This window comes from Lysinibacillus sp. FSL M8-0216, from assembly GCF_038595555.1.
GTDB lineage: Bacteria > Bacillota > Bacilli > Bacillales_A > Planococcaceae > Lysinibacillus > Lysinibacillus fusiformis.
Genome location: NZ_CP152007.1, coordinates 2,868,171 through 2,891,651 on the forward strand (window position 1 = coordinate 2,868,171; position 23,481 = coordinate 2,891,651).

The following is a 23,481-nucleotide window of genomic DNA, read 5'->3' on the forward strand; positions in this document are numbered from 1 at the left end:
GAGCATGGCTGTACCGATTACAAGCATAAAAAAGCAACAATTTACGGAAGAACAACTAAAAGAACAAAAATTAGATAATCTAAAACAACTACTTTCTGATCATGAAGAAGCAGTTCAGCAAGTATTTACCATTATGGCAGAATTAAATGATATTGGTGCATTAGAAGCCGCTACTAAGTTACTTGAAGCGAAAGAAGATGTTGCTCATATAGCACTTGGACAATTGACACGAAAGCCTGTGACGAATATCATTAATAATTTGATGGGTGTTGCAGGAGCCTTGACAGAGCTAAATCCTGAAACGACAACAAAACTTATTGAAGGCTTAAATACTGGAGTAGACGAAGCGAACAAAGCTCTAGAAACTGATGAAAAAGTGAGTGCTTTTAAGCTAGTTAAAATGTTAAATGATCCAGATGTTAATCGTGCAGTCAATTTCGGTGTCCATTTCTTAAAAGGACTTGGTAAAGGCTTAAAAGATTAGGTGGTGCCTACATGTTAACGAAAGAAAATATACTAAACGCCTTGAAACAGGTAGAAGATCCAGAGCTTCACCAAAGTATTATAGACTTAAATATGGTGCGTAATATTCAAATCAATGGTACACAAGTATCGCTTGATATCATTTTGACTATTCCTGGCTGCCCTTTAAGAGCAAAAATTCAGCAGGAGGTGGAGGGGGCATTAAAAGCGATTGGTGTCTCCCCTGTTATCATTAGCTTTGGGGCAATGACTGAAGAGGAACGTCGCACCTTAATCGCCTCTCTACAAGCGAAAAATGTGACAGATAAAGGGATGCCAAAAATGCTATTGCCCCATTCAGGTGTTCGATTTATTGCAGTAACTAGTGGTAAAGGTGGTGTTGGTAAGTCTACCGTAACGATCAACCTAGCTGTTGCTCTTGCCCGTCTTGGGAAACGTGTCGGTATTTTAGATGCAGATATTTACGGCTTCAGTATACCAACGATGATGAATGTTGACCAAAAACCGACCATGCTGGACCAAACTGCTATTCCCGTGATGGTTCATGGCGTCAAAATCATGTCGATGGGCTTTTTTACAAATGACAACCAGCCTGTCATGTGGCGTGGACCTATGCTCAACAAATGGATTCGAAATTTCCTGGTCAACACCCATTGGGGAGAATTAGATTATCTTCTCATCGATTTGCCACCAGGTACAGGTGATGTGGCAATTGATATGGCGGCGATGATTCCTCAAGCACAGGAAGTGATTGTCACAACACCGCATCTTGTTGCATCTCACGTTGCTTCCCGAGCAGGTTTAATGGCTCAACATACCAAGCACACCATACTTGGTGTCGTTGAAAATATGGCCTATTTTGAAGGGACAGATGGTCAAAAAAACTATCTTTTTGGACAAGGTGGCGCTGAGCAACTAGCCGAATTATTGCAAACTAATGTTTTAGCACATATTCCTTTTGCTCAACCTGAAGAAAATACGGGCTCCTCCGTATACGATGCAGATACAATTATTGGTGAAGTGTTTACTCACCTAGCAGAAGATATACTTTATCAATAAAAAATCATCCCTTGATTTGTTTATACATACACAAATCAAGGGATTTTATTTTTCCTGTTATTTTTTTTAAGCATTCACCGAATTTAACGGATCACTAATAGCCAGCCTTTTTTAATACTTGCATGAAATAAAAACGATACGTATTTTGGACAAAAGTATCTAATGGGAGCCCTACATTCACCTGATATTTTGTAAAAATAAAATAAAATCGTTTATCCCATTTTAAACGTAATAACTGTCCCGCCTCTTCACCATGCTTCTCTGTAAATTCCTCAATCAAAGGTTCAATCATCGCAAAGCAATAGTCTTTTAAATGCGCGAGAGCTTCGATATCTTTATCCCTTTGAAAGCGAATAATCCAATCTATTATTTGCTCATTCATTAGCTTACTCCATCCTTATTTTACAGAGTTTCTTCCTATTTAATTATACTCTTTTTTATTAGAAGCAAATAATGCTTTCCTGAGCTAAATCATTTTTTGCCACAAGTTATTTCATCACACTGTCATTTACATTTCATCAATTGGTCGATTCCAACGTAGGTGATATTGAACAACCCTATCCCTTGAATGTTTATCTAGGACTAAAAGCTGATCCCCTGTTTGGATGATATAGCCCTTCTCCACTGTTCGTACTTTAGGCTGCTGTTGATAGGAATTAATGGCACCAATCTTCTCTTCCCATAGTAATTGATGCTTTTTCATATCGTACAGCACGAGCAGATGATCTGCACTCTCTCGCTGAGTCCTTCGATATGAAAGGAGGGCAGTGCCGTTGGCTAAATCTACATCCATCACTTTTGGCTCTAAATTTTGATAGGTTCGTATAGCAGTCTCTGACAACACCTGGTGACTAAAATCTTGAATCTCCTCATAATTATCTAAGGGATGCTGATGCGTAGCAAAATAACCTGGCAAATCCGACTCAATAAAGAAACGAGCAGCTATATAATTTTGGGCTTTATCATCTTTGTTTAAAGTCTTACCATCATAATGATAAAAATGACCATCGACACCTTCTAAATAAAGTTCGTGTTGTAAAGCTACCATCTGTTGCGCACCATTGCTTAAAATATCTATTAATGGCTGGTGCTGCTGGCGAAATTCCTTTTCAGAAAGAATTTCTTTTCCCGTTTCTATATCTAAAAGTGACAATTGCCCATACTCACCATCTCGATGGTGAATAAGTAAGCCACCCATAAAGTTTCCAATAAGCGTTTCTTTATAAGAAGCCGATTTTGTCCATTGCTTTTCACCTGTCTCCAAATTCACAGCTACAATAAGATAATGTGAAATCAAGTGTGTAATGCCATTGGATGTTCCATTATTTTCAGAGCCCTGCACCATTTGGACAGCAATTTTTTGTGATTCATCTGTATAAATAGAGGAGTCCGATTTGATCGGAAAGCCTCGTCCTGCTAAACCGAAAACTATCATTAGTGCATTACTTACTACTATATAAATGACGAGCAAGCTGATAGAAATAATAAGACGCTTCCGTTTAATAGCTATAAATAATAGCAGGAACAATCCCAGTCCAAAGATAACCTCTAAAAAAATATCGTGAACAAGCCAGCCGTTTAAGCGCCAAGAATACATGTACCGTTGAAGAAATTGTTCCACTTTACTACCTCCTTTACCAAACAACCATTAGCTAAAATCTGAATAAAGCACATAGCTGTCACATTCCAGGCATTGAAATAAATACCCCTGATGATGCCCATTATTCATTAAGGAGGCAGAAAGCTCTTCTAGCGAAAAGCCCGTATAATTGTCAAACTTATCGTCTATGCCTAGCTCCACCATATCACTCCAACCAACATAGCCAATAAATGCACAGTAATCTGAACAATGGGCTACCCAATTATTCCCTTGCCAGCTCACATAACCTGGCGTTCGATATAGCACTTCCTCTGCTAATGTAGGATTTGTAATCTGTTCATCATGAATTAAATCTTGCTGGTAGGAACCATCATATTTTCGGGCAGCTTCTCCACTATGAATACAAGAAGGACAAAGATAATCAACATCCTCTATCGCGTAAATACCACCTGTATAATAGACATCCACTTCCTGTTGACAACAATCGCATTCAACGATGTCATCTGTTTCAAAAATTTTCGCCTCTATTGGATTTGGTAAATATTTAAACGTAGGGATGAACGTTTGGATAGTCCGTTGATCTCTTATCTTTTGTGGCATCAACGGAACCACTGAATTTGGTTGATTTATGTAGGTTTGTAGCGTTCCTAATTTTTTTCGATCTTTTTTATCTTTATTATTCATAATAGCTGTAAATAGTCGATACGCCTCTGGATACATCCTTAGTAAACAATATACCTCGACTAGTATTCTCAATGTTTCTTGCGTTTGTGGCTCATTCTTTAATTGCTCTTTAAAAATATGCATCCGTTTAACCGTTATTGGTTGAGAAGGATTAAAATTATTTCTAAGCTCCTGCCATTCTTCAGCAATTGTCATCAAAATCTACCTCCTTCGTTTACCTAATTTTAATATTAAAAAGAATACTCTTTCATGACTTGGCAAATTTCAACTTGATAATGTGTGTACCATTTCTCTTTTCCTAATTGCTGGGCCGTTAAATGCTTGGCATTAGCTTTCCAAGCTTGAATAGCCTCTAGTGATTCCCAATAGGATACGGTAATGCCCTTTCCGTCCTCATCCCTTACACTTTCAACACGTAGGAAGCCAGGCTGTTGCTTGGCTAAAGCATCTATTATTTCGGCCATCTTACCATAGCCCTCCCCATCATGTTCGGTTCTTTGTGATGTAAAGATCACTGCATAATATGTTTCCATTTATTTCTCCCCCTCTATAACTTTTATTGTAAACGATAATGACTTTGACTAAAATCAAAATATAGCAAACGAAAGGATTGTGACAAATGGGAATTAATCCAAATATGGCTGAAGTCGCAGCGCTCCTCGGCGAAACTTCAAGAGCTACAATACTCGCTAGTATGATGGACGGTCGTTTCCATACGGCTAGTGAATTAGCCTATATGGCTGCTATTAAACCTCAAACAGCTAGCTTCCATCTAGCTAAATTAGTAGAAGGAAAACTAATAAAGGTGGAAAAACAGGGTAGACACCGCTATTTTCAATTAGCAGACGAGGAAATTGCTCAATTTCTTGAATCCTTCCTAGCCATTTCACCTCCTCCTGAAATACGATCTTTAAAACAATCTAGCCAAATAAAATTGTTGCAGGAGGCTCGAACTTGCTATGACCATCTGGCTGGTAAATTAGGTGTTCATTTGACAGAATCGATGATGCGAGCGGGCTATTTAAAATTAGAAGAAAAGCAGTTTGTTTTAACAGATGAAGGCACATTATTTTTCACATCATTTGGTATCGATTTACCTGCATTAAAAAAGAAAAGAAGATCCTTCTCACATGCCTGTTTAGATTGGAGCGAACGGCGTTATCATTTGGCTGGTGCTCTTGGTAGTGAGCTATTCAATCATTTATTCCAGCTTGGCTGGCTTACTCGTGTCCCTTCTATTCGCGCCATTCAGGTGACGGAGAAAGGTAAAATTGGATTGAAAGAGGTATTTCAAATAGAGCTATAAAGAGTAACTAGACTTGAGGTAGGTCGCTATTACCTCAAGTCTTTTCCTCTACTAAAAGTGCGATTTACTAAATAAATTCCGACCAGTATGAATAGCCCTCCTATCATTAAAGATGGTTGTAATGGCTCATCTAATAACAGCCAGCCCGTTAAAACTCCGAAAAAGGGCGCTAAAAACAGATAGGCACTTGTTTTTCCAGGATCGCTATTTTGAAGTAGATAGTACCAGCCAGCAAATTGAATGATGGAAGAAAAGATACTAAGCCATATTAAAATCAATAATGATTGTTGATTGACAATGAAAAATGGTTGCTCTAACAAGGTACTCGCAAGGAAAAGAAGGAAGCCCCCAAACAGCATTTGATAGGCTGATAAAACCCAAGTATCAAATAATAGACCCCATTTTTTGGCTAATAATGTTGCAATGGCCCAAAAAACAGCAGATAAAAATCCAAATAGAATACCTATCTTCCATTCAACTTGGGTACCCATTGTGATGATCACGCCGATTAAACCGAGCAAAACACCTATCCATTGATGGAACCTGTAACGTACTTTGGTAAAAATAGTGGCAAATATGACAACTAGTAATGGGTTTGTGAATGTTAATATAGAAGACTCACTTGCTGAAATGGTACGTAGACTTAGAAAAATACACCCCATCACTCCAGCCGTTTGAAAGACTCCAATCATCAATAACTTGAACCACCCTTCCTTTGTGGTTGGATGTGGTCTTTTAAAGAACCTAACAACGATAGCCATAATGATCCCTGCCAATATAAAACGCAATGCAGCCAATAATAAAGGGGATGAATAGGGTAGCCCTAGTTTTACGATGGCAAAAGATGAACCCATTAAAAAGGTCGTAACTACTAATAGTGCAATAAATTGATAGTTTTTCATACAAATTTCTCCTTACCTGATTTAATCACTTTATATCGATTATAAACAGGAAGTAATTCAACATTTATCGAAGTATGGATTACAAAAAAAGCATGTAATAAAAAATCTTACCTCTAATAACTAAGAGGTAAGATGCTATAAATATCAATTTTCCATAAATATCTTCAAGTTTTCAGCAATTTCTCGTGATTTTGTATGGTGTAAGTAATGATCTCCATCCATTATAATGACTTTGCCATGCACTGAATTTTTGACTTGCTCTTCATGGAGTGGTATCCAATTTTTCTCAATTCCATCATTGTTGTTCGCCTGAACAAATAACAATAGAGGTAAATCTTTAGGGAATGTAAGGTTTTCTGCTTCTTTAAATTTTTGATATATCCCCTTTAGTTCATTGGAAGTACTCGTATTATAAAAGTTTTTAAGGGTAATCATCCTAATTTGCTCTTTTGTTTCATCGTCATAAGGTAATCCAGCATATGGATCAGTTCCCGATAATTTTAGAGCTACTCGAGCAATGCCTGATTTTTTTAGAAACTGTAACGACTTAATTGGGAACTCCGTATCCATACCACCCTGAGTAGGGACACTGCTATCAATTCCGATAAATGCAGTTACCTCATCCTGATATTTATTGACATAATCGAGTCCATAGATCCCTGCTATCGAATGTCCCATTAACATATACTTGTCAATTTTTAATGTCTGTAGCGCTTCATGAATCTCACTAACTATATTCTCTGTGCTGCGCTCTTTCTTAGTATCATCGCTTAGCCCATAGCCAAAAGGCTCTACAGAAACTACCTTATAGTGTGGAGCTAGTTCCTCAATCAGTGGCTGAAAATCAAGCGTTGGAGCTGCTGTTCCGAAGCCTGGTAGTAAGACAATGGTTTCTGTCCCCTTCCCTTGAATAGTAATATTCATATTTTCTCCATTAACAGCAACGAGCTGACCATAGGGTTCTATTTTACCTTGTTCTATTTTGTTGCAAATAATGTTAACTGTAAAAACAATAGCGAGTAGTAGCAATCCTATTGCACCTATAATCGCTATCGATTTCAATAAGATTCTAGTAAATTTTTTCATGTTTGACGCACGAGGGGGTTCACCTTTACTCGTGCCTGCCTCCTTTACACTGTTGTTAACAGCTACCTTATGAGCCGTTAACAACAGTGTAAAGGACGAAGATGTCTTCCCAATGACGGTAATATGAACACAATATGAACAATAAAAAAATGTTACGATATCCTATGTGAATAGCTACATAGGAATCCTAACATTTATCTTTTAAAGGGCTGTGATAGGCAATGTAACAATAAATGTCGTTCCTTGTCCAAGCTCACTCTCCACCCGAACGTCCCCTTTATGCAAGGAAACGATTTGTTTCACAATAGCAAGTCCCATCCCACTTCCCTCATATTTTGGACTGTGGGAACGATCCGCCTTAAAAAATCGCTCGAATACCCGCTTCTGATCCTCTTGAGAAATGCCAATGCCCGTATCTGTTATGCGAACTAACACTTGATGAGCCTCTTGTGACATGCTGATCTTTATCGTGTCGCCATCCTTTGAAAATTTAATACTATTCGTAAGAAGATTTGTCCATACCTGATTTAATTGGTCGTAATCTGCCATGACATACATCGACTGCAACTGGAGGTTAAAATGGATGTTTTTAGCCATCCATTGTGGCTGGATTGCGACGATTACACGTCTAATTTGTTCATCTAGGCTCAACGACACAGGCTGCATCGGCGGTGCCTTAGATTCAAGTAAACTTAGTTTTAATAGACTATCACTCATTTTAGACATTCGTTGAGCTTCAGCCATAATAATATCAAGATAACGGTTTTTTTCCTCATCCGTTAAGTCTACCTGCTTTAGTGCCAGAGCATAGCCAGATATTGAGGTAAGGGGTGACTGAACCTCATGGGATACGTTCGAGACAAACTCTTTCCTCATTTGCTCTAATTGCTGCAAATCGTAAGCCATTTCTTCAAAGCTTCTGGCCAAAACACCTAATTCTCCTGATTGTTTAATGTTGAGCTCGACATTAAAATCTCCACCTGCTATATGTCTCGTGGCTTTTGTTAATTTTTTAATCGGTCTCACTAAAAACATAGCCGCTATTAGAAATACTACACTGCCTATAACTAGCGCATATGTGGAAAAATTTAAAATTACCGTGAGCGCAAAAGAGGCAGAGGAGACAGCTTTTGGTTCGATAAACATCGCTTTGGTTCCTTTGTCAGTTGTTAAAGGCATACCGACAAGTCCTGAAGAAACGTTCGGATTCACTTGCACAACTTTACCATCCAACACGTCTCGAACTTGCGTCTTAGTCACGTCAACTAATTTATCGCTTGGAGCATCTCCATAAGCCTTCATCTTCCCTGCTTCATCATAAACATAGACATCATACGATTTCAGTTGATTCATTTGGCTAAGTAAATTGTCTGCCTCCTGAAAAGGCATTGTGTCAAAAATTAAGACAATGTCCTGTCCAAAATTCAGCAAGGGGATTTGTAAGTACTCATTCAATTTATCTTTAAATAGCCATGTGGCTACGAAGAAGGAAACGACTGTCCCCCCAATGACCGCAACAAGAAATGTCAACACTACACGTGTATATAAAGATTTAATCATTCATCAACCTCTAACCTATACCCAAGACCTCGTATCGTCTCAATATGAAAATCAGCTATCATCGCGAAGCGTTCACGCAAGCGCTTTATATGTACATCAATTGTTCGATTATCGCCAGCATAATCTATTCCCCAGATTTGATCGATCAGCTGTTCACGTGTATAAACCTGTCCAGGCGTTTCGGCTAGCTTATATAATAATTCGAACTCTTTCAGTGGCAACGTAATCGAATCCGTTCTTGTCATAACTTTATAGGTCTGACGGTCAAGGGTAATAGCACCGAGCTTAATGGTCTGCGAGTAGCCAATCCTGTAGCGCTTTAATAAAGCCTTTACACGTACCGTCAATTCTAAAGGATCGAATGGTTTGGTCAAATAATCATCTGTACCGAGCTCAAAGCCCTTGACTTTTTCCCATGTTTCACCTCTTGCCGTCAGCATAAGTAATGGGATTTCAGCATTTGCTCTCCGTAGCTCCTTACATAAAGTCCAACCATCCATCGTTGGCATCATAATATCAAGCACTACAAGATCAACAGGTGTTGAGTGATAGATGGATAATGCTGCCTTACCATCTTCGGCTTCCACTGTTGCGAATCCTTCCTTGCGCAGAAACAGGCATACAAGCTCGCGAATATTCGCATCATCGTCAGCAACAAGTATAGTCGTCATACATCCGTTCCCTCTTTTCCAATATAAAAGTCAACCCTATTATACTATAAATGAACTTCACTTCTCGCCTACATGACTCTCCTTTCTAAGAGAAAAACTTCCATTAAGAAAAAGAACACCCTTCTCTAATTCCTTTTATTTTTACATAAAATGAAACTTTTGGTTTTTCGGCTCGTATTATTAGAAAATACTGATTTTTCTGGAGGTCATATGTTTAAAATTAGAGGCTTTTCCCTTATCTTTATTATATGCTTATTAGCAGCCTGCTCTCAGGAGAATGTAGTTCCTAAAGAGCAACTACAAGAAGAAAAAATGGATGAAAATATCGTGGTAACAGCAGATGGTAAACTTACCTTTAAAATTATGAATAACATCGAGGCTCCGAAAGAAACTGTGGATACGATAAAAGATGAAATCCTAAAGGCTTATGATGATATTATGCAATCCATCCATACATCATATGTTCCATCTGAGCAAATAACAATATTTCTAAATGGGGAAGACACTGAATCATGGGGTTTTGCATCGAGAATAGAATTAGCTATCAGTCAAGAAGGTTTTTATCCACTTGTTCATGAAATGACACATTCCTTACTTGGTTATGGGGGCAATTTTGATACTGATCATGGTTATTTTACACAAGAGGGTTATGCGGTCTATATGGACGAACAATTTAGTAAAAGTGAATATGATATCGAAAAGTATATGAAGTATTTTATGGATTCAGATAAATTAATTCCCATTAGCAAATTAATAGATCCATATCAAGACGATGCCTATTTCCGCCCAAATCTTACAAATCTAAATGAGTTGAATACACTTAGATGGATGAGCTATACTCACGCAGCTTCATTTGTTAAATATTTAATTGATACCTATGGACTCGAAAAATTTGAAAACATATACGATAAGAAGGACTTGGCAAATAAAATAGAAGAAGTATACGGAAAAGGAGTACATGAAATTGAAATGGATTGGTTAGCCTTTATTAACAATCAACCCGGATTTACCTATGAAGAAAAGTTTAAATCGCCTGATTTCTATGATAAAAATACAATTATTCTCCAGCTTGATCCTACATATTTTAAAAAGTAGTAAAGAGCCCTACGTTCAGCACAAAAGATCTAAGTTCGCAACATACCGGACTTAGATCTTTCCTTTTTGCCTATACATGCTCTCAACTTCAATTAGGCAATTAGCTTGGCAAACCATGCCACATAATGCGCTCCAGGAATGAATAATAACTGTGCCACAATCGTCCCTAAAAATCTTGAAAACATCATCATGACCGAGGCTTTTTTTAAATCTAAATAGCTTCCCCTTTTATTAATTACATCATCGGCTAGAATGGAGATTTTTGGATCAATGAATAAAATTAACAGAATGGTCGCTATGCCATTAATTAAACCAGATGCCATAACGGCAGTTGTTTTTAATTCCGGTACTAATAAAGTTGCATACAAAGCAGATAAAACGCCGATAGTATAGATTGCCGTAATGACTATATTCGTAATAAATAATTGTAGAGGGATATCTCGTAATCCAATATCTTTTAAATAGGTAAATCGTGGCGTATGAATATGCTTCAAGCCACGTCTTACATATTCATACGTAAAACCCTTTTTCATTAATGCTGGGATGGAGCCCCTTTCCTCAGCCAAATGGACGATAGCTCTTGAAAAAATGGCTACGAAAGTTGGGATGAGTAAGATACCTATGAGTGTACCAAGAGATGCCGCTCCAATAATGATTCGAAACTGCTGTTCTACATGTGTCAAGGCATCGTCCACAGGTGCAGTATCGACCAAACTACCCGTAAATGGCTGTTGCATCATATTAGCGAGCCGTGAAACCATGACCATTACATTAAAAAGAGCTAAAGCAGATGCTAGTAACCTGACACGCGCTCCAGATAAACGTACCGCATAGGCAAGCGTTTCAATGGCATGAATGATTAAAATAAACAAGGCAATCATTATTAATTTATTTGTTATTAAATCCACACTGTGTACCTACTCTTTGCTTTCTAACGATTTTACATACTGACGCAAAACAATCAAAATAGTTCCGATAGAAAAATCTTACCCCACAAATGAAAGGGTAAGATTTTTTTCCACTAGGCGTAAGGAGTACTAGTTTAGTTCTAGTCTCCTTCTCCCATTATATTAAACTGCTCTTCTAGACCAAATCACTACGGGAATGAGCAGTAACGACAATAGCCCTCCTGCTAAGGACAATGCCGCATAACTAGCATTCGCTACGACCATCCCTGAAAGAGCACCCCCAGACGCCCCTGCCAATGCTACAAAAACATCCATTTTTCCTTGTGTTTTGGCTCGTGTAGACGGCTCGGTCGCATCAACGATTTGTGCGGTACCACTAATTAAACCGAAGTTCCAGCCTAACCCTAGTAAAGAAAGTGCTACTATTAATAAAATCATTGAATCGCTTGGAGCGAATGCCGCTAATAAACCCGCTAGTAGCAACGTAACACCGGCGGCAATACTCATGGCTGTTCGTCCAACTTTATCAACAAGAATACCTGTTACAAGCGATGGCAGATACATAGCACCTACATGAAATCCAATAACAATGCCTACTTCCGATAAACCATGACCATGATGTTTCATATGTACGGGTGTCATCGTCATAATCGCTACCATAACAATTTGTGTTAAAACCATCACGGTTGCCCCTACTGCCAGGCCACGTTTATTCCCTATTGGATGTGTGGACTGTACTTGATGTTCCTGAGCATATTTTTGCTTATGTGCCTCTATTCCTTTAGCAATTTCTAAGGGATCAGGACGCAGCATCACAAATAGAACAAGTCCTGCTACTATAAAAGCAGCAGCAGATAATAGAAAAGGACCAGCAAGCGCGGGAATACCAATCGATAGCGCCACTTTTCCCATCAATTCTACTAAATTGGGACCTAAAACTGCGCCGAATGTTGTCATAAGCATAGTCGTACTAATAGCTGTCGCACGTTGTTTGTCATTCGCTAAGTCTGTACCTGCGTATCGTGCCTGTAAATTGGTTGCAGTTCCAGCTCCATAGATTAATAGAGAGATAAACAGCATACTAACACTATTAAATATCGCAGCCATGACGACTCCAATGGCTCCTAGCCCTCCAACAATAAAGCCAGTAGATAATCCTGTTCGACGGCCATAACGTTGTGATAATTTACCAACAATGAAAGCTGCACCAGCTGACCCTAACGTAAATAATGCGGATGGTACTCCTGCATAAGCATCAGTTCCAAGCATTTGTTGAGCTAATAAAGCACCTACTGTAATACCAGCTGCCAGCCCTGCTCCCCCAAATATTTGAGATAGGCTCACTACGATTAATACACGCCTGTATAAGCTTTTTAGTTTTTCTGGTGACTCTATATATGATTCTATCGTGACTTCCACTTTTCCAGACATTCTTTACCCCCTCTTTCTAGTTTGCACAAGATTTTATTTGCCCCTATATTTCATTCCAGCTAGCACTACGTTATTCTCCAGCCAACCTCTGCCAATCTAAAACACCCTCTTCTAGCCGGAAAGCCTTGATCCCTTTTTCCTTCAACATTTTTACAGCTTCGGCTGACATTAAGCAATAAGGCCCTCTACAGTAAGCTACAATATCAACATGAGTTGGTATTGTAGCTAATTGATCCTCTAACTCTTCGATAGGCATAGAAACGGCTCCTGGAATATGTGCTTGTTCAAATTCTTCTTTTGGTCGAACATCGAGTAATAGCACTTCTCCCTTATCCATCCGTGTTACGAGATCCGAAAGCGATACCCCCTCTATGCCAAGATGCTCATTAAAAAATTCTTCTTTTATTTGTTGAACCTGAATCAATTGCTTTTCAGATAGTGCATGTAATGTTGTTAAGAATTTAGCAATCACTTCATCTGCCAATTCGTAAATAACAAAATTACCTTCCTTTGAAAACTTTACTAATCTGGCATTAAAAAGTGTCTTTAAATGCTGAGACACATTAGCTACGGACATATCTGTACTTTTAGCTAATGCATCAACAGACTTTGGACCTTGAGAGAGAATATCAAGTATTTCTAATCGTTTAGGACTGGATAAACTTTTGCCAATTCTAGCGAACTCTTGATATAACAAGTCCTTTAAATGTCGTTCATGCAATTTCGAGTCCCACCTTTCAACTATTCAATTAATTTATTGAATAGTTGAATCTTAATTCTTTATTTTACCATTGTCAAGTACTTAATGTTACGAAGAAAACCATTATTTAAGCACAAAAAAAGAACATGTTTTAAAAACATGTTCTTTCAATAGGACTAGAGGGCATGCATAACGACTTTCTTCTTCTTAGAATACAATAAAAATGTCGTCGTTAAGCTTAAACTAATAATGCCGAACACAAGCCCCATTCCACTTAAGCCAATTAAATCTAGCATCATACCTGTAGACAACAGCACGACCTGAAAGACCACCGAATCGATCATATTTCGGAAAGAGAAAAAACGCCCATGGAATTGTTTAGGAACCTGTTTCTGAAAAATAACCATAGTAGTTGGGAAGAAACAGCCTACTGTAAAGCCAAATACCCCAAAAGCTACTAAAGCAAAAAGTTTGATATCTGCTAGTAACAGCAAGAGCTCCATAGATCCAATAATAAATGCCAATGTAAAGAGGAGCGTACCCATTTGTACTCGATCAGCAATTATTTTTAAGCCTGCAGCACCTAGCATAAAGCCAATCCCCTCCACTGTATACAACAAACCTGAAATCGTTGTAGATTGATGCATTTCCGAAATTTTCATAATGACTAAATTAAAAGAGCCTAAAAATAACGTTGGAATTAACATAAGAACCAAAGTCATTAGAACCATTGGATGCTCTTTTACCATCGGTAATACCTCTTTAAAGTTTCCTTTTTCTTTATTCGTTACTGTTTCATTTGTCGTTTCATCTAGTTGTAATAAGCTAGTAATCACAAACATGACGATATAAACGATGAATGAAATGATATATAACCACTTTAAATCAAAAAAGCTTAGCATAAATCCTGCTGCGGCCGTGCCGATGATTCTAGAAATAGTTCTAGCATTCATTTGCCAAGCATTTAGCGTAATTAAATCTTGCTCCTTTGCAATCATTGGAATAATCGATTGCAGTGCAGGCATATAAAAGGCAGCTGCTATTTGCAATGTAATTAAAAATAAAATCATCCATACGACCGAATTGGTATAAAGTGCGATAAACATAAATAAAACACTCACGATTCGCCCAATACTTGCCATTTGTACAACTGTTTTTTTCTTCGATTGATCAATAATGCGACCAGCCATAGGCCCTACGACCAAGCCCGCTAAAATCCCACAAGAAATAATTAATGATTTGTGAAAGTCTGAAGGTACTACCTCTTGCATAAAGGCGAGATTTCCAATAATACCAGCCCACAAGCCTAGACCTACGACAAATTCACCTAATAAAATAATCCATACATTTCGATTTCGCCACATGCTGTTCTCCTCGTTGATCTTACAATGTCATAAAACCTATCGTAACAAAATTTTAAATATTCGTACATAGCGATATAAAAAAATATTACTAGCTTCTATGCCATTCCACCCAATTCAATCTTTTTAAAGAGTATACTATTTTTCCTATAAAAAATACTCATCCAAAAGTTTGAATTATTCAAGCAAAAAACACCGTTTGATGAAAGTATCAAACGATGTTTTTTATTATGATAGTTCTAGTTTATGCACAAGCGCTTTTCTTCTGCGCTCGATTATTTTTTGACTAATTAATGTAATGATAAATAATAAGCCTACAGTTGTGGCCATCATCCCTGCTATAGAGGTATCCCATAGCTTCGCTAAATAATAGCCAATGACAGAAGCACCAGCACCAAAGAGCATACTGTAGATAAACATTTGCTTAATCGTCTTACTAATTAAATAAGAAGTTGCGGCTGGTCCAATTAGCATGGCAACGACTAAAATGGCTCCTACGCTATCAAATGCTGCAACCGTTGTAAATGAAATCGAGGTCATAAATCCATAGTGGAGAAAGACTACGGGTATACCAATTGTTGCGGCATAGACAGGGTCAAAGGTTGCAAGCTTCATTTCCTTAAAGAATAGTAGCAAAAATACAATATTGATGACTAATACGAGTAAAAGCATCCATACAGCCTTAGGCATGGCTAGACCTAAAACCGTCCATCGATCCCATGGAACGAAAGCAATTTCTCCCATTAAAACATGCTCTACATCCAAATGGACATTACTTGCAAATAATGTAATGAGCAGGACACCCGCCGCGAATAAGGATGTAAATACCACCCCTATCGCTGCATCTTCTTGAATACCAGAAGAATGTAATAATTGTACGAGATAAGCAGTTAAAATACCCGCAACTGCTGCACCTATTAGCATCCAAAGGCCATTCAATGATTGGGTAATGATATAGGCCATCACAATACCAAAGAGGACAGTATGGCTAATGGCATCGGCTATCATAGACATTTTACGCAAAATAAGAAAAACGCCTGCAATCCCACATGTTACACCCACTAATAAGCCAGTTAATACAACCCAAAACTCTATCATCCTATATCACCCTGCTTTCGAAATTGCATTTTTCTACGATATTGATTAATTTGACCAGCAGGACTTATAAAATAGGAGATAAAGAATATACCAGCCGCCACTAGAACGATAATTGGACCAGTTGATAATCCTGTTCGAATCGCGCTAATAAAAGTACCTGTAACACCTGAAATACCTCCAATCGCTGCACTCAACAGGAGCATCGTACTCAGTTTTTTCGTCCATAATTTGGCGCTTGCAGCAGGGATAATTAATAAAGCTGACATTAATATTACACCTACAGCTTGGATACCTGTAACAATCGTCATGACAATTAATACGGTTAGCGTAGCCTTTAAAGCCTCAATCGGTAAGCCAATCCCTTTTGCATAAACAGGATCAAAGATGAGTAATTTCCATTCCTTATAAAAGAACAGACTAACTAAAATAATTACGGCTGCACTGATGAACAGCCACATTAAATCAGCCTTTGTCATCGTTGCGGCTTTACCAAAAATAAAGTTATTAAGACCACTCTGGTTTCCAATTGGACTTCTGTTAACAACAGTTAAAAACACAACACCGATGCCAAAAAATACGGTCAGTACTAACCCAATAGCCGCATCCGCCTTCAACTTTGAAAAAGACACAATCCATTGTATACAATACACAGATAAAGCAGATGTAATACCCGCTCCGAGCATTAAAATTGGTAATTCCTTTTGTCCTGTAAGGAGGAATGCAAGCGCGATGCCTGGTAATGCTGCATGTGCCGCAGCATCGCCCACTAAGCTTTGTTTTTGCAAGAAGGAGAAGGTACCTGTTATGCCTGCAGCTATACCGAGTAACATAGTGCCACTAAGTACCCACAATAAGTTACCACTTATCATCCTGATCCCTCCCTACGCATGCTGCATCATGAATAGTTTACCACCATATGTTTTTTGCAATTGTTCTGGTGTAAAAACTTCTTCTGTTGCACCTGATGCTAATATCGTTTTGTTTAATAGAATTGTATAATCAAAATATTCTTTCACCGTTTGAAGGTCGTGATGCACGACAAAAATACTTTTTCCCTGAGCCTTTAATTCTTTTAAAATATCAATGATCGTTTTTTCTGTTGCAGCATCGACCCCAGCAAAGGGTTCATCTAAGAAATAAATATCTGCATTTTGTGCTAAAGCTCTTGCTAGGAATACACGCTGCTGCTGTCCACCCGAAAGCTGACCTATAGAACGCTCTGCAAAGTCCAGCATCCCTACACTTGCTAATGCTTGCCGAGCGACTAGTTTATCCTGTTTCGTCGGTCTTTTAAATAAACCTGTATGACCATATCTCCCCATTAACACAACATCGAGAGCATTTGTCGGGAAATCCCAATCAACGGCATTTCGCTGTGGTACATACCCAACTACTAAACTTTTTGGCTCAAAGATTTTTCCTAAAATTTCTACTTTTCCAACTTTATTTGGAAGTTGGTTTAATATAGCCTTTAAAAACGTTGATTTTCCGGCACCATTTGGCCCGATAATCGCAGCTAGATGACCTTTAGGAACCGTCACACAGGCATTTTCCAATACTGTTTTCTTATCATAAGCTACTGAAAGATTTTCCACTGTTAATGCATCCATTTTATCCACCTACTTTAATGCATCGACAATTGTGTCGATGTTATATTGATACATCCCTATATACGTACCTTCTGTTGTGCCTTCCGCACCCATTGCATCCGAAAATAGTTCTCCACCGATCACAATGTCATGTCCCTTTTCTTTAGCCCCTTCTATAACCGCCTTCATCGCTTTATCAGATACACTAGACTCGATAAAAATTGCCTTGATTTTATGAGCGACTAAGAAATCAACCATTTCCTGAACGTCTTTGACTCCATACTCTGAATCTGTACTTAAGCCTTGTAAGCCACGCACTTCAAAGCCTTGACTTCGACCGAAATAATTAAAAGCATCATGGGCAGTTACTAAAATCCTTTGCGGCTCTGGAATTTCTTCGACACGTTTTTTTGCATAGCTTTGTAAATCATCTAGCTTTTTTAAGTAAGACATTTCATTCTGTTGAAAATCCTCTTTGAATTCTGGGTATTCTTCTTGGAGTTGCAAACTGATTGCTTGGACAACTCCCTTCCAAAGTTCAATATCGAACCATATATGAGGATCATGTAGCATGGCATCACTATCACTAGCAAGTAATTGCTTAGTATCTAATGTTTCCCCAACAGCTAACACGGTTTTATCTTTTGCCATTTGTTCAAAAATGTCGAGCATCTGTCCTTCTAAATGTAAACCATTGTAAAAAATAACTTCGGCCTTATCCAATTTCGATAAATCGCTTTGGGTAGCCTTGTATAAATGGGGGTCAACCCCTGGTCCCATTAATGCTGATACTTGTAAATGATCGCCACTAATTTCTTTTATAGCATCTGCAATTTGTCCTGTTGTGGCGACAACAATTCCTTTTTTTTCTCCATCTGCTTCAGTTGAACAACCGAATAACAGAAGTGAGAGTGATAGTACGAATACACCTAACCATTGTTTCATTGACTTACCTCTACTTTCATTTTATTAGTCATTGCTTGAAAAAAAGCGGTCATGCTGCACCTATAAAGGGGGTGGCGGACATGCCTTATTAAATCTTTCGGCTACGCCCGCCTTGTCAGACTTGCATCATTACATGCATCGCTCTTTCTCATACTGCCACTTTATTTATATAATTTTCCGAATAAACTGGCGCCAGCTCATCCAGAAAAGGATTAATATTATGCCTGCTCCTACAGACTCTGTAAGTTTCCAAAGAATCGTAAGAAGTAATAAAACAACCATTGGAAGAATCGTCAGCTTGAATTCACCTAACTCTTTCATTCACGCACTCTTCTTTCTTTAGAGATATTTTGTTTCCCTTAGGAAAAATATATGCTTAAAACAAAAATAATTCAACTACTTTATGAAAATTTCTTTAAAAAAATTTTTTTCTAGAGGAAAATTTACTTTCGCCCAAACAAAAAAATCTCTAATGCTATGATTAGAGATTTTTTATAAAATAGTGATATTAAATACGGTCAATCGTTGATTGCTAGCGGTTTTCCTATATATTCAAATGCATAAATATGCGTCCGAGTCAATTCAATGACGTCTTTTATTAAAGCTTCTTCTGATTTTTCATAGCCGGTTGCAATCCATTGCATCATTAATCCGTAGAAGCCGTAAGAGGTATAATGTTTGAACATATCCATATTCACTGGTTGATTGTTTATGGTCTCAAAGTTAAATTGCTCTTGATAAATTTTAGTAATCGTCAAAGGCATGCGCGTATGCAATCCAGGAATCGTATCTTCAAAATTTAATAGCTCAAAAAATGTACGATTCTGATACATGTAATGAATAATATTAAATGAAGGAGCTTTGAGCTTCGTTGTGTACACTCTTTCACCAAATAAATATGGTTCCCCCACTGCTTGTTCTAGTCCATTCAACATCTGCTCTAGCAAATTTTCTGCTAGCTCAACTTTATCCTGAAAATGCACATAAAAAGTACTACGATTATAGCCTGCTTGTTCTACAATATCCTTTACTGTAATTGCCTGAAATCCTTTTTTTTTAATTAAATCAACTAAAGTGCTATAAAAATGACGACGGGTTCTTTCCTGTCTTTGTGTCCATTTTGTCACTATTTCTTCCTCCCTTTTAGACATTTTATATAGATATGTCTACTAGTTAGACACTTGCCATAACATTAATGATTGTTTCTGTTTTATAGAGTTTTACAATAAAAGTACACCGTGATTGACACAGTGTGCAAGAAAATTTACTTTTATGGGAGTGTCATATATGGGGAAATTACAAGATAAAGTCGCAATTATTACAGGTGGTGCTTCAGGAATTGGTGCAGCAACTGCTGAATTATTTGTAGCAGAAGGTGCTAAAGTAGTACTTGTAGATCTTAATGAAGAAAAAGGCCAAGCATTTGCAGCCCAACTGCAGGCAGGCGGAGCAGAGGCTCTCTTTATTAAAGCGAATGTAACAGATGAAAATGAAGTGGCCGCTATTTATCAAACAACACTAGAGACATTTGGCAAAGTCGATGTTCTATTTAACAATGCAGGAATTGGACGAGTAACGCCAACTGAGGAGTTACCTTATGCAGAATGGCGTCAAACAGTGAATGTAGATTTAGATGGTGTATTTTTAATGGCACAGGCTGCCATTAAGGAAATGCTAAAAGCGCAAGGCGGGACAATTGTCAATACTGCCTCCATGTATGGATGGGTTGGTTCACCAGGGTCTGCAGCCTATAATGCAGCGAAAGGTGGCGTTATCAACTTAACACGTTCACTAGCACTAGAGTTTGCTACGCGCGGCATCCGTGTCAATGCCCTTTGCCCTGGTTTTATTGATACACCGATTATTCCTGAAGAAAGCAAAGAGCCATTACGTCAAGTAACACCCATGCAACGTTTAGGTCAACCAGAGGAAATGGCAAAAGCCGTTTTATTCATGGCCTGCGATGATTCAACATTTATGACAGGCAACACATTAACGGTGGATGGTGGCTATACTGCCCAATAAATAACACTAAATAATCGCTTCCCCTGTAGAGGGTAGCGATTATTTTTTTATTAAGAAAAATTTGCAGTTTTTATCCATTTCCTGCAAACTATTAACATATCGAGCAGGAAAGGATGAAGATGACAAATGAAAAAATTAATAGGTATATTATTATTTTCCATTCTTATCGTAGGCAGTGCAAGCAATGTACAAGCTGCTGGTTTTAAAGATGTGTCAGAGGATCATTATGCCTATGAAGCTATCTTATGGGCAGAAGAATATGATATTGTGAATGGTTTTGCTGATGGTACATTTAAACCGAATGCTACTATTACCGAACAGCAATTAGCTAAACTTTTAGCTATCTTTTACGAGCTTGAATCTCCCATCGATGAATTAAAAAAACAGACCCCTTCTGCCATCTGGTCGGATGAATTTTATAACCAGCTTGCTAGCTATGGTGTCCCTTTAAACGGCTATTTCGATAATCGGCTACGAGCTGCTACCGTGAAGCGTGGTGTCGTGGCACAGGCTATTACTCATTTAGCCAGTGGAAAAAAAGGATTAGATTCATCTATTCAATTTTTACTTGATTACTATATTTCTTCTGGGCAAAATCCACAGTATGAAGACCGTAATTTACAAAAGTTTTATGGTGTGACCAACAATATGACACGAGCACAGGTTGTGACAATGCTGTATCGCATGGATGAACGAAATTTTTATGAAATTTCAGGGGATGCACAAGCCATTCAAGACAATGCCAACAAATTATCGTTAAACACTCGTGCTAAAAATGCCCAAAATCAGCTCGATAAATCAATGCAACAAACTACACCTAGCAAGAGTGCTTGGGAAGGGGTTTATACGTATTATTATAAATGGGGTAAAGGAACAAATGACTTTAACCGTCGAGATGCTATCATTTCAAACGCCACAAGCAATAGCTTTTCCATTGCTTTAACTGCGAATGATGGGACAGCTACAGGGAAAGTCAACGGAACTGCCACGATAACAAGTTCGAATAAGGCATTAATGAATAAGTCCTCTAACGGCAATCGTTGTGTCGTTGAGCTAGAGCGATTAACAAATAATGCGCTGAAAGTTACAGAAGTGGATTGCCGTGCAGAGCGTAGTGAAGGCACCAATTATTCTGGTACACTAAAACAACAATAGTACACAAAAGAGTCTGATTCGTTCAGGCTCTTTTTTGAGCACCAAAAATTTTATATTGCTCCTTGGCTATGGCAATAAAATCTAGAAGGCAAGGCTGCATATGTTTATCTTTATGCCAAGCAATGTCTGTAAAGATTGGTGCTAAGTTGATTGTCGAGTGAATTTCCTCTAATTGTCCATTTGCTAATTCCTTTTCTACGACCATTCTCGGTAAAAATGTAATACCTAAACCAGCCATCACACATTGCTTAATCGCTTCTATGCTCGCAAACTCTATCATTTGTAGAGGCAAAATATTTTCCTGCTGTAGCTGTGCTTCTAAATGATTGCGATAGGAGCACCCCGTTTCCGTTAGTAGCATGGTTTCTGTTGAAAGATGAGAAGCGACGAGAGGCTCTCTTCTAGCTTTCGAGGCACTCACAAAAATAAGCTGTTCTTCGAGTAAACGTTCTCGATGTAGCATCGCTGTTTCCTGATATGTATCTGTAATAAAGGCCACATCTAACTTACCTGATTGCAATAACTCCTTGGCAATGTCAGTCGTATGCACAGGCTTAAATATAATTTTCACATGGGGATGCGCCTGTTGAAATTGCTGCAAAATGCTTGGAAGTCGATAAACACATTGACTTTCCTGTGCCCCTACTTTTAACACTACTTGTTCTTGTTCATTGGACATCGCCTTTTTCATTTCACGATCTAGCTCTAACATTTTTTCAGCATATTGTTGGAAACGCTTGCCTTCCTCTGTTAAAATGATCCGCTTCCCAAGCCTATCAAAAAGTATAACCCCTAACTCTTGTTCCAATGTTTTAATTTGCGCAGTAATACTTGATTGAGCGTAGTCTAGGCGCTGTGCCGTTTGTGTAAAGCTTAATGTGTCTGCTGCTGTTAAAAATGTTTGAAGCTGCTTTATATCCATTTCCGCACCCCTCTTAAACAACTTTTTCGATATATTTTTATGAATCATTCACATTTATCGATAGTAAATCCAGTTTACACTAGCTTAGCAAAAATAAATAACTTTTCAACCAAACGAGGTCCATTAAACAGAAAAGGATTTGGAAACTTTATCGTCCAAATCCTTTTTTAATCTCATGCTATTGCAGTTCTTTTCTAAGACATTCGGCTGCTGACATCGCTTTTAAATCTTGAACTATATCTCCTGGTTTATTTCCTTCTCCTAAAATATATCCTTCAAATGATGTCCCCATAAAGTCAAAGATGTGTTGAAACTGCTGGATCATTGGTAGCCCTTTTATATAGGGCATATCACCACCAACTGCAATGACATACGCTTTTTTAGAAGACATATTGTCCTTGAAATTGGGGTAATTTGAATCTCTTAAAGTTTGTGACCAACGATCAATAAAGTTTTTCATCGGCCCTGTCATGCTATACCAATAAATAGGTGTAGAAAATAGTAGAATATCATGCGGAAGTATACGTTCAATGATGGAATTATAATCATCATTGACTGTAGAAAAACCCTCCTCTGTATGGCGTTTATCTATTATAGGTAGAATTGAATAATCCTTTAGATAAATTTCTTCAACTTTTAAATCTTGAGTGACTAATTTTGTTAACGTTTCTGCATTGCCATTCGGACGATTTCCACCATAAATAACGGCTATTGACATGTTGGTGATCCCTTCTTCCTTAAAGTTTTCTAGTATTATTCCCGAATAGTTATATCTTATTATGATTTCACAAATCGATAAAGATGATTATTTCGATAAAATGAATCGAAAAAATCGATTATAGAGAAGTGACTAGCATGGGAAATACATCATGAAAAATTTCAGAAAAAGGATTTTTTTAAT

Annotated in this window: 26 protein-coding genes; 6 read left to right on the forward strand and 20 right to left on the reverse strand. The window is 37.9% G+C overall.

The genetic code is table 11. From position 1 onward, the window contains the following. Window positions 1-4: 4 nt before the first annotated feature. Both MKX57_RS14085 and MKX57_RS14090 read left to right on the forward strand, forming a co-directional pair. Window positions 5-484: a DUF1641 domain-containing protein gene (locus tag MKX57_RS14085; protein ID WP_089986362.1), complete on the forward strand. Its 480-nt coding sequence runs from the start codon at window positions 5-7 to the stop codon at window positions 482-484. A gap of 11 nt (window positions 485-495) precedes the next feature. Further along, the gene (locus MKX57_RS14090; RefSeq protein WP_342550368.1) at window positions 496-1,542 is read left to right on the forward strand and encodes an Mrp/NBP35 family ATP-binding protein; all 1,047 of its coding nucleotides are present in this window, start codon (window positions 496-498) and stop codon (window positions 1,540-1,542) included. A 94-nt stretch (window positions 1,543-1,636) separates the two neighbouring features. Here MKX57_RS14090 and MKX57_RS14095 read toward each other — a convergent pair whose 3' ends face one another. The 4 genes from MKX57_RS14095 to MKX57_RS14110 all read right to left on the reverse strand — a co-directional run bounded on the left by MKX57_RS14095 (window position 1,637) and on the right by MKX57_RS14110 (window position 4,359). Then, window positions 1,637-1,924 carry a hypothetical protein gene (locus MKX57_RS14095; RefSeq protein WP_008178582.1) on the reverse strand — a complete coding sequence of 96 codons (288 nt, stop codon included), beginning with the start codon at window positions 1,922-1,924 and terminating at the stop codon, window positions 1,637-1,639. 126 nt (window positions 1,925-2,050) lie between these two features. Next, window positions 2,051-3,163 carry a PA2928 family protein gene (locus tag MKX57_RS14100; RefSeq protein ID WP_043990496.1) on the reverse strand — a complete coding sequence of 371 codons (1,113 nt, stop codon included), beginning with the start codon at window positions 3,161-3,163 and terminating at the stop codon, window positions 2,051-2,053. 27 nt (window positions 3,164-3,190) lie between these two features. Then, window positions 3,191-4,021: a CbrC family protein gene (locus MKX57_RS14105; protein ID WP_342550369.1), complete on the reverse strand. Its 831-nt coding sequence runs from the start codon at window positions 4,019-4,021 to the stop codon at window positions 3,191-3,193. A 35-nt stretch (window positions 4,022-4,056) separates the two neighbouring features. Next, window positions 4,057-4,359, reverse strand: a complete 303-nt coding sequence (locus MKX57_RS14110) for an antibiotic biosynthesis monooxygenase (RefSeq protein WP_089986358.1) — start codon at window positions 4,357-4,359, stop codon at window positions 4,057-4,059. Between the two features lie 86 nt (window positions 4,360-4,445). Here MKX57_RS14110 and MKX57_RS14115 point away from each other — a divergent pair, with 86 nt between their 5' ends. After that, window positions 4,446-5,132 (forward strand): helix-turn-helix domain-containing protein, encoded by a 687-nt coding sequence (locus MKX57_RS14115; RefSeq protein WP_008178590.1) that lies wholly within the window; start codon window positions 4,446-4,448, stop codon window positions 5,130-5,132. Window positions 5,133-5,161: 29 nt separating this feature from the next. Here the strand turns inward: MKX57_RS14115 and MKX57_RS14120 are convergent, their stop codons facing one another. From MKX57_RS14120 to MKX57_RS14135, 4 genes are all read right to left on the reverse strand, one after another. After that, a complete protein-coding gene (locus MKX57_RS14120; RefSeq protein ID WP_008178592.1) occupies window positions 5,162-6,034 on the reverse strand; it encodes a DMT family transporter in 873 nt (290 codons plus the stop codon). Between the two features lie 144 nt (window positions 6,035-6,178). Next, window positions 6,179-7,120: an alpha/beta hydrolase gene (locus MKX57_RS14125; protein WP_089986382.1), complete on the reverse strand. Its 942-nt coding sequence runs from the start codon at window positions 7,118-7,120 to the stop codon at window positions 6,179-6,181. A gap of 201 nt (window positions 7,121-7,321) precedes the next feature. Beyond that, window positions 7,322-8,680 carry a HAMP domain-containing sensor histidine kinase gene (locus tag MKX57_RS14130; RefSeq protein ID WP_090002621.1) on the reverse strand — a complete coding sequence of 453 codons (1,359 nt, stop codon included), beginning with the start codon at window positions 8,678-8,680 and terminating at the stop codon, window positions 7,322-7,324. Next, complete coding sequence (locus tag MKX57_RS14135; protein WP_089986356.1) at window positions 8,677-9,351, reverse strand: response regulator transcription factor; 675 nt, start codon at window positions 9,349-9,351, stop codon at window positions 8,677-8,679. The genes MKX57_RS14130 and MKX57_RS14135 overlap by 4 nt, the downstream gene beginning before the upstream one ends. 210 nt (window positions 9,352-9,561) lie before the next feature. On the opposite strand from MKX57_RS14135, the gene MKX57_RS14140 reads away from it, so the two are divergent. Next, window positions 9,562-10,446, forward strand: a complete 885-nt coding sequence (locus MKX57_RS14140; protein WP_090002620.1) for a hypothetical protein — start codon at window positions 9,562-9,564, stop codon at window positions 10,444-10,446. A gap of 92 nt (window positions 10,447-10,538) precedes the next feature. On the opposite strand, the gene MKX57_RS14145 is transcribed toward MKX57_RS14140, so the two are convergent. The 10 genes from MKX57_RS14145 to MKX57_RS14190 all read right to left on the reverse strand — a co-directional run bounded on the left by MKX57_RS14145 (window position 10,539) and on the right by MKX57_RS14190 (window position 19,629). Then, the gene (locus tag MKX57_RS14145; protein ID WP_090002633.1) at window positions 10,539-11,327 is read right to left on the reverse strand and encodes a lipid II flippase Amj family protein; all 789 of its coding nucleotides are present in this window, start codon (window positions 11,325-11,327) and stop codon (window positions 10,539-10,541) included. Window positions 11,328-11,516: 189 nt separating this feature from the next. Then, window positions 11,517-12,785: an MFS transporter gene (locus MKX57_RS14150; RefSeq protein WP_090002619.1), complete on the reverse strand. Its 1,269-nt coding sequence runs from the start codon at window positions 12,783-12,785 to the stop codon at window positions 11,517-11,519. A gap of 70 nt (window positions 12,786-12,855) precedes the next feature. Beyond that, on the reverse strand, window positions 12,856-13,506 hold the full coding sequence (locus tag MKX57_RS14155; RefSeq protein WP_090002618.1) for a metalloregulator ArsR/SmtB family transcription factor: 651 nt from the start codon (window positions 13,504-13,506) through the stop codon (window positions 12,856-12,858). A gap of 155 nt (window positions 13,507-13,661) precedes the next feature. Next, on the reverse strand, window positions 13,662-14,849 hold the full coding sequence (locus MKX57_RS14160) for an MFS transporter (protein WP_008178607.1): 1,188 nt from the start codon (window positions 14,847-14,849) through the stop codon (window positions 13,662-13,664). 225 nt (window positions 14,850-15,074) lie between these two features. After that, window positions 15,075-15,944, reverse strand: coding sequence for a metal ABC transporter permease (locus MKX57_RS14165; RefSeq protein WP_089986352.1), 870 nt, complete (start codon window positions 15,942-15,944; stop codon window positions 15,075-15,077). Further along, a complete protein-coding gene (locus tag MKX57_RS14170) occupies window positions 15,941-16,813 on the reverse strand; it encodes a metal ABC transporter permease (RefSeq protein WP_090002617.1) in 873 nt (290 codons plus the stop codon). The genes MKX57_RS14165 and MKX57_RS14170 overlap by 4 nt, the downstream gene beginning before the upstream one ends. A gap of 12 nt (window positions 16,814-16,825) precedes the next feature. Continuing rightward, window positions 16,826-17,554 (reverse strand): metal ABC transporter ATP-binding protein, encoded by a 729-nt coding sequence (locus MKX57_RS14175; RefSeq protein ID WP_043990773.1) that lies wholly within the window; start codon window positions 17,552-17,554, stop codon window positions 16,826-16,828. Window positions 17,555-17,563: 9 nt separating this feature from the next. After that, window positions 17,564-18,478: a zinc ABC transporter substrate-binding protein gene (locus tag MKX57_RS14180; RefSeq protein ID WP_008180974.1), complete on the reverse strand. Its 915-nt coding sequence runs from the start codon at window positions 18,476-18,478 to the stop codon at window positions 17,564-17,566. 165 nt (window positions 18,479-18,643) lie between these two features. Then, on the reverse strand, window positions 18,644-18,799 hold the full coding sequence (locus tag MKX57_RS14185) for a hypothetical protein (protein WP_008180975.1): 156 nt from the start codon (window positions 18,797-18,799) through the stop codon (window positions 18,644-18,646). Window positions 18,800-18,996: 197 nt separating this feature from the next. Then, on the reverse strand, window positions 18,997-19,629 hold the full coding sequence (locus MKX57_RS14190; RefSeq protein WP_170844134.1) for a TetR/AcrR family transcriptional regulator: 633 nt from the start codon (window positions 19,627-19,629) through the stop codon (window positions 18,997-18,999). Window positions 19,630-19,765: 136 nt separating this feature from the next. Between MKX57_RS14190 and MKX57_RS14195 the strand changes: the two genes are divergently transcribed. After that, on the forward strand, window positions 19,766-20,503 hold the full coding sequence (locus tag MKX57_RS14195) for an SDR family NAD(P)-dependent oxidoreductase (RefSeq protein WP_089986349.1): 738 nt from the start codon (window positions 19,766-19,768) through the stop codon (window positions 20,501-20,503). A 126-nt stretch (window positions 20,504-20,629) separates the two neighbouring features. Further along, on the forward strand, window positions 20,630-21,658 hold the full coding sequence (locus MKX57_RS14200; RefSeq protein ID WP_089986348.1) for an S-layer homology domain-containing protein: 1,029 nt from the start codon (window positions 20,630-20,632) through the stop codon (window positions 21,656-21,658). A 22-nt stretch (window positions 21,659-21,680) separates the two neighbouring features. On the opposite strand, the gene MKX57_RS14205 is transcribed toward MKX57_RS14200, so the two are convergent. Both MKX57_RS14205 and MKX57_RS14210 read right to left on the reverse strand, forming a co-directional pair. Beyond that, a complete protein-coding gene (locus MKX57_RS14205; RefSeq protein ID WP_342550370.1) occupies window positions 21,681-22,580 on the reverse strand; it encodes a LysR family transcriptional regulator in 900 nt (299 codons plus the stop codon). A gap of 178 nt (window positions 22,581-22,758) precedes the next feature. Further along, window positions 22,759-23,298 carry a flavodoxin family protein gene (locus MKX57_RS14210; RefSeq protein WP_089986347.1) on the reverse strand — a complete coding sequence of 180 codons (540 nt, stop codon included), beginning with the start codon at window positions 23,296-23,298 and terminating at the stop codon, window positions 22,759-22,761. Between the last annotated feature and the right edge of the window lie 183 nt (window positions 23,299-23,481).

Bases quoted from the DNA above. Each gene is read 5' to 3' on its own strand.
- MKX57_RS14085 (WP_089986362.1), top strand. From the start codon at position 5: ATGGCTGTACCGATTACAAGCATAAAAAAGCAACAATTTACGGAAGAA.
- MKX57_RS14090 (WP_342550368.1), top strand. From the start codon at position 496: ATGTTAACGAAAGAAAATATACTAAACGCCTTGAAACAGGTAGAAGAT.
- MKX57_RS14095 (WP_008178582.1), bottom strand. From the start codon at position 1,924: ATGAATGAGCAAATAATAGATTGGATTATTCGCTTTCAAAGGGATAAA.
- MKX57_RS14105 (WP_342550369.1), bottom strand. From the start codon at position 4,021: ATGACAATTGCTGAAGAATGGCAGGAGCTTAGAAATAATTTTAATCCT.
- MKX57_RS14110 (WP_089986358.1), bottom strand. From the start codon at position 4,359: ATGGAAACATATTATGCAGTGATCTTTACATCACAAAGAACCGAACAT.
- MKX57_RS14115 (WP_008178590.1), top strand. From the start codon at position 4,446: ATGGGAATTAATCCAAATATGGCTGAAGTCGCAGCGCTCCTCGGCGAA.
- MKX57_RS14120 (WP_008178592.1), bottom strand. From the start codon at position 6,034: ATGAAAAACTATCAATTTATTGCACTATTAGTAGTTACGACCTTTTTA.
- MKX57_RS14125 (WP_089986382.1), bottom strand. From the start codon at position 7,120: ATGAAAAAATTTACTAGAATCTTATTGAAATCGATAGCGATTATAGGT.
- MKX57_RS14130 (WP_090002621.1), bottom strand. From the start codon at position 8,680: ATGATTAAATCTTTATATACACGTGTAGTGTTGACATTTCTTGTTGCG.
- MKX57_RS14135 (WP_089986356.1), bottom strand. From the start codon at position 9,351: ATGACGACTATACTTGTTGCTGACGATGATGCGAATATTCGCGAGCTT.
- MKX57_RS14140 (WP_090002620.1), top strand. From the start codon at position 9,562: ATGTTTAAAATTAGAGGCTTTTCCCTTATCTTTATTATATGCTTATTA.
- MKX57_RS14145 (WP_090002633.1), bottom strand. From the start codon at position 11,327: ATGATTGCCTTGTTTATTTTAATCATTCATGCCATTGAAACGCTTGCC.
- MKX57_RS14150 (WP_090002619.1), bottom strand. From the start codon at position 12,785: ATGTCTGGAAAAGTGGAAGTCACGATAGAATCATATATAGAGTCACCA.
- MKX57_RS14160 (WP_008178607.1), bottom strand. From the start codon at position 14,849: ATGTGGCGAAATCGAAATGTATGGATTATTTTATTAGGTGAATTTGTC.
- MKX57_RS14165 (WP_089986352.1), bottom strand. From the start codon at position 15,944: ATGATAGAGTTTTGGGTTGTATTAACTGGCTTATTAGTGGGTGTAACA.
- MKX57_RS14170 (WP_090002617.1), bottom strand. From the start codon at position 16,813: ATGATAAGTGGTAACTTATTGTGGGTACTTAGTGGCACTATGTTACTC.
- MKX57_RS14175 (WP_043990773.1), bottom strand. From the start codon at position 17,554: ATGGATGCATTAACAGTGGAAAATCTTTCAGTAGCTTATGATAAGAAA.
- MKX57_RS14180 (WP_008180974.1), bottom strand. From the start codon at position 18,478: ATGAAACAATGGTTAGGTGTATTCGTACTATCACTCTCACTTCTGTTA.
- MKX57_RS14185 (WP_008180975.1), bottom strand. From the start codon at position 18,799: ATGAAAGAGTTAGGTGAATTCAAGCTGACGATTCTTCCAATGGTTGTT.
- MKX57_RS14190 (WP_170844134.1), bottom strand. From the start codon at position 19,629: ATGTCTAAAAGGGAGGAAGAAATAGTGACAAAATGGACACAAAGACAG.
- MKX57_RS14195 (WP_089986349.1), top strand. From the start codon at position 19,766: ATGGGGAAATTACAAGATAAAGTCGCAATTATTACAGGTGGTGCTTCA.
- MKX57_RS14200 (WP_089986348.1), top strand. From the start codon at position 20,630: ATGAAAAAATTAATAGGTATATTATTATTTTCCATTCTTATCGTAGGC.
- MKX57_RS14205 (WP_342550370.1), bottom strand. From the start codon at position 22,580: ATGGATATAAAGCAGCTTCAAACATTTTTAACAGCAGCAGACACATTA.
- MKX57_RS14210 (WP_089986347.1), bottom strand. From the start codon at position 23,298: ATGTCAATAGCCGTTATTTATGGTGGAAATCGTCCGAATGGCAATGCA.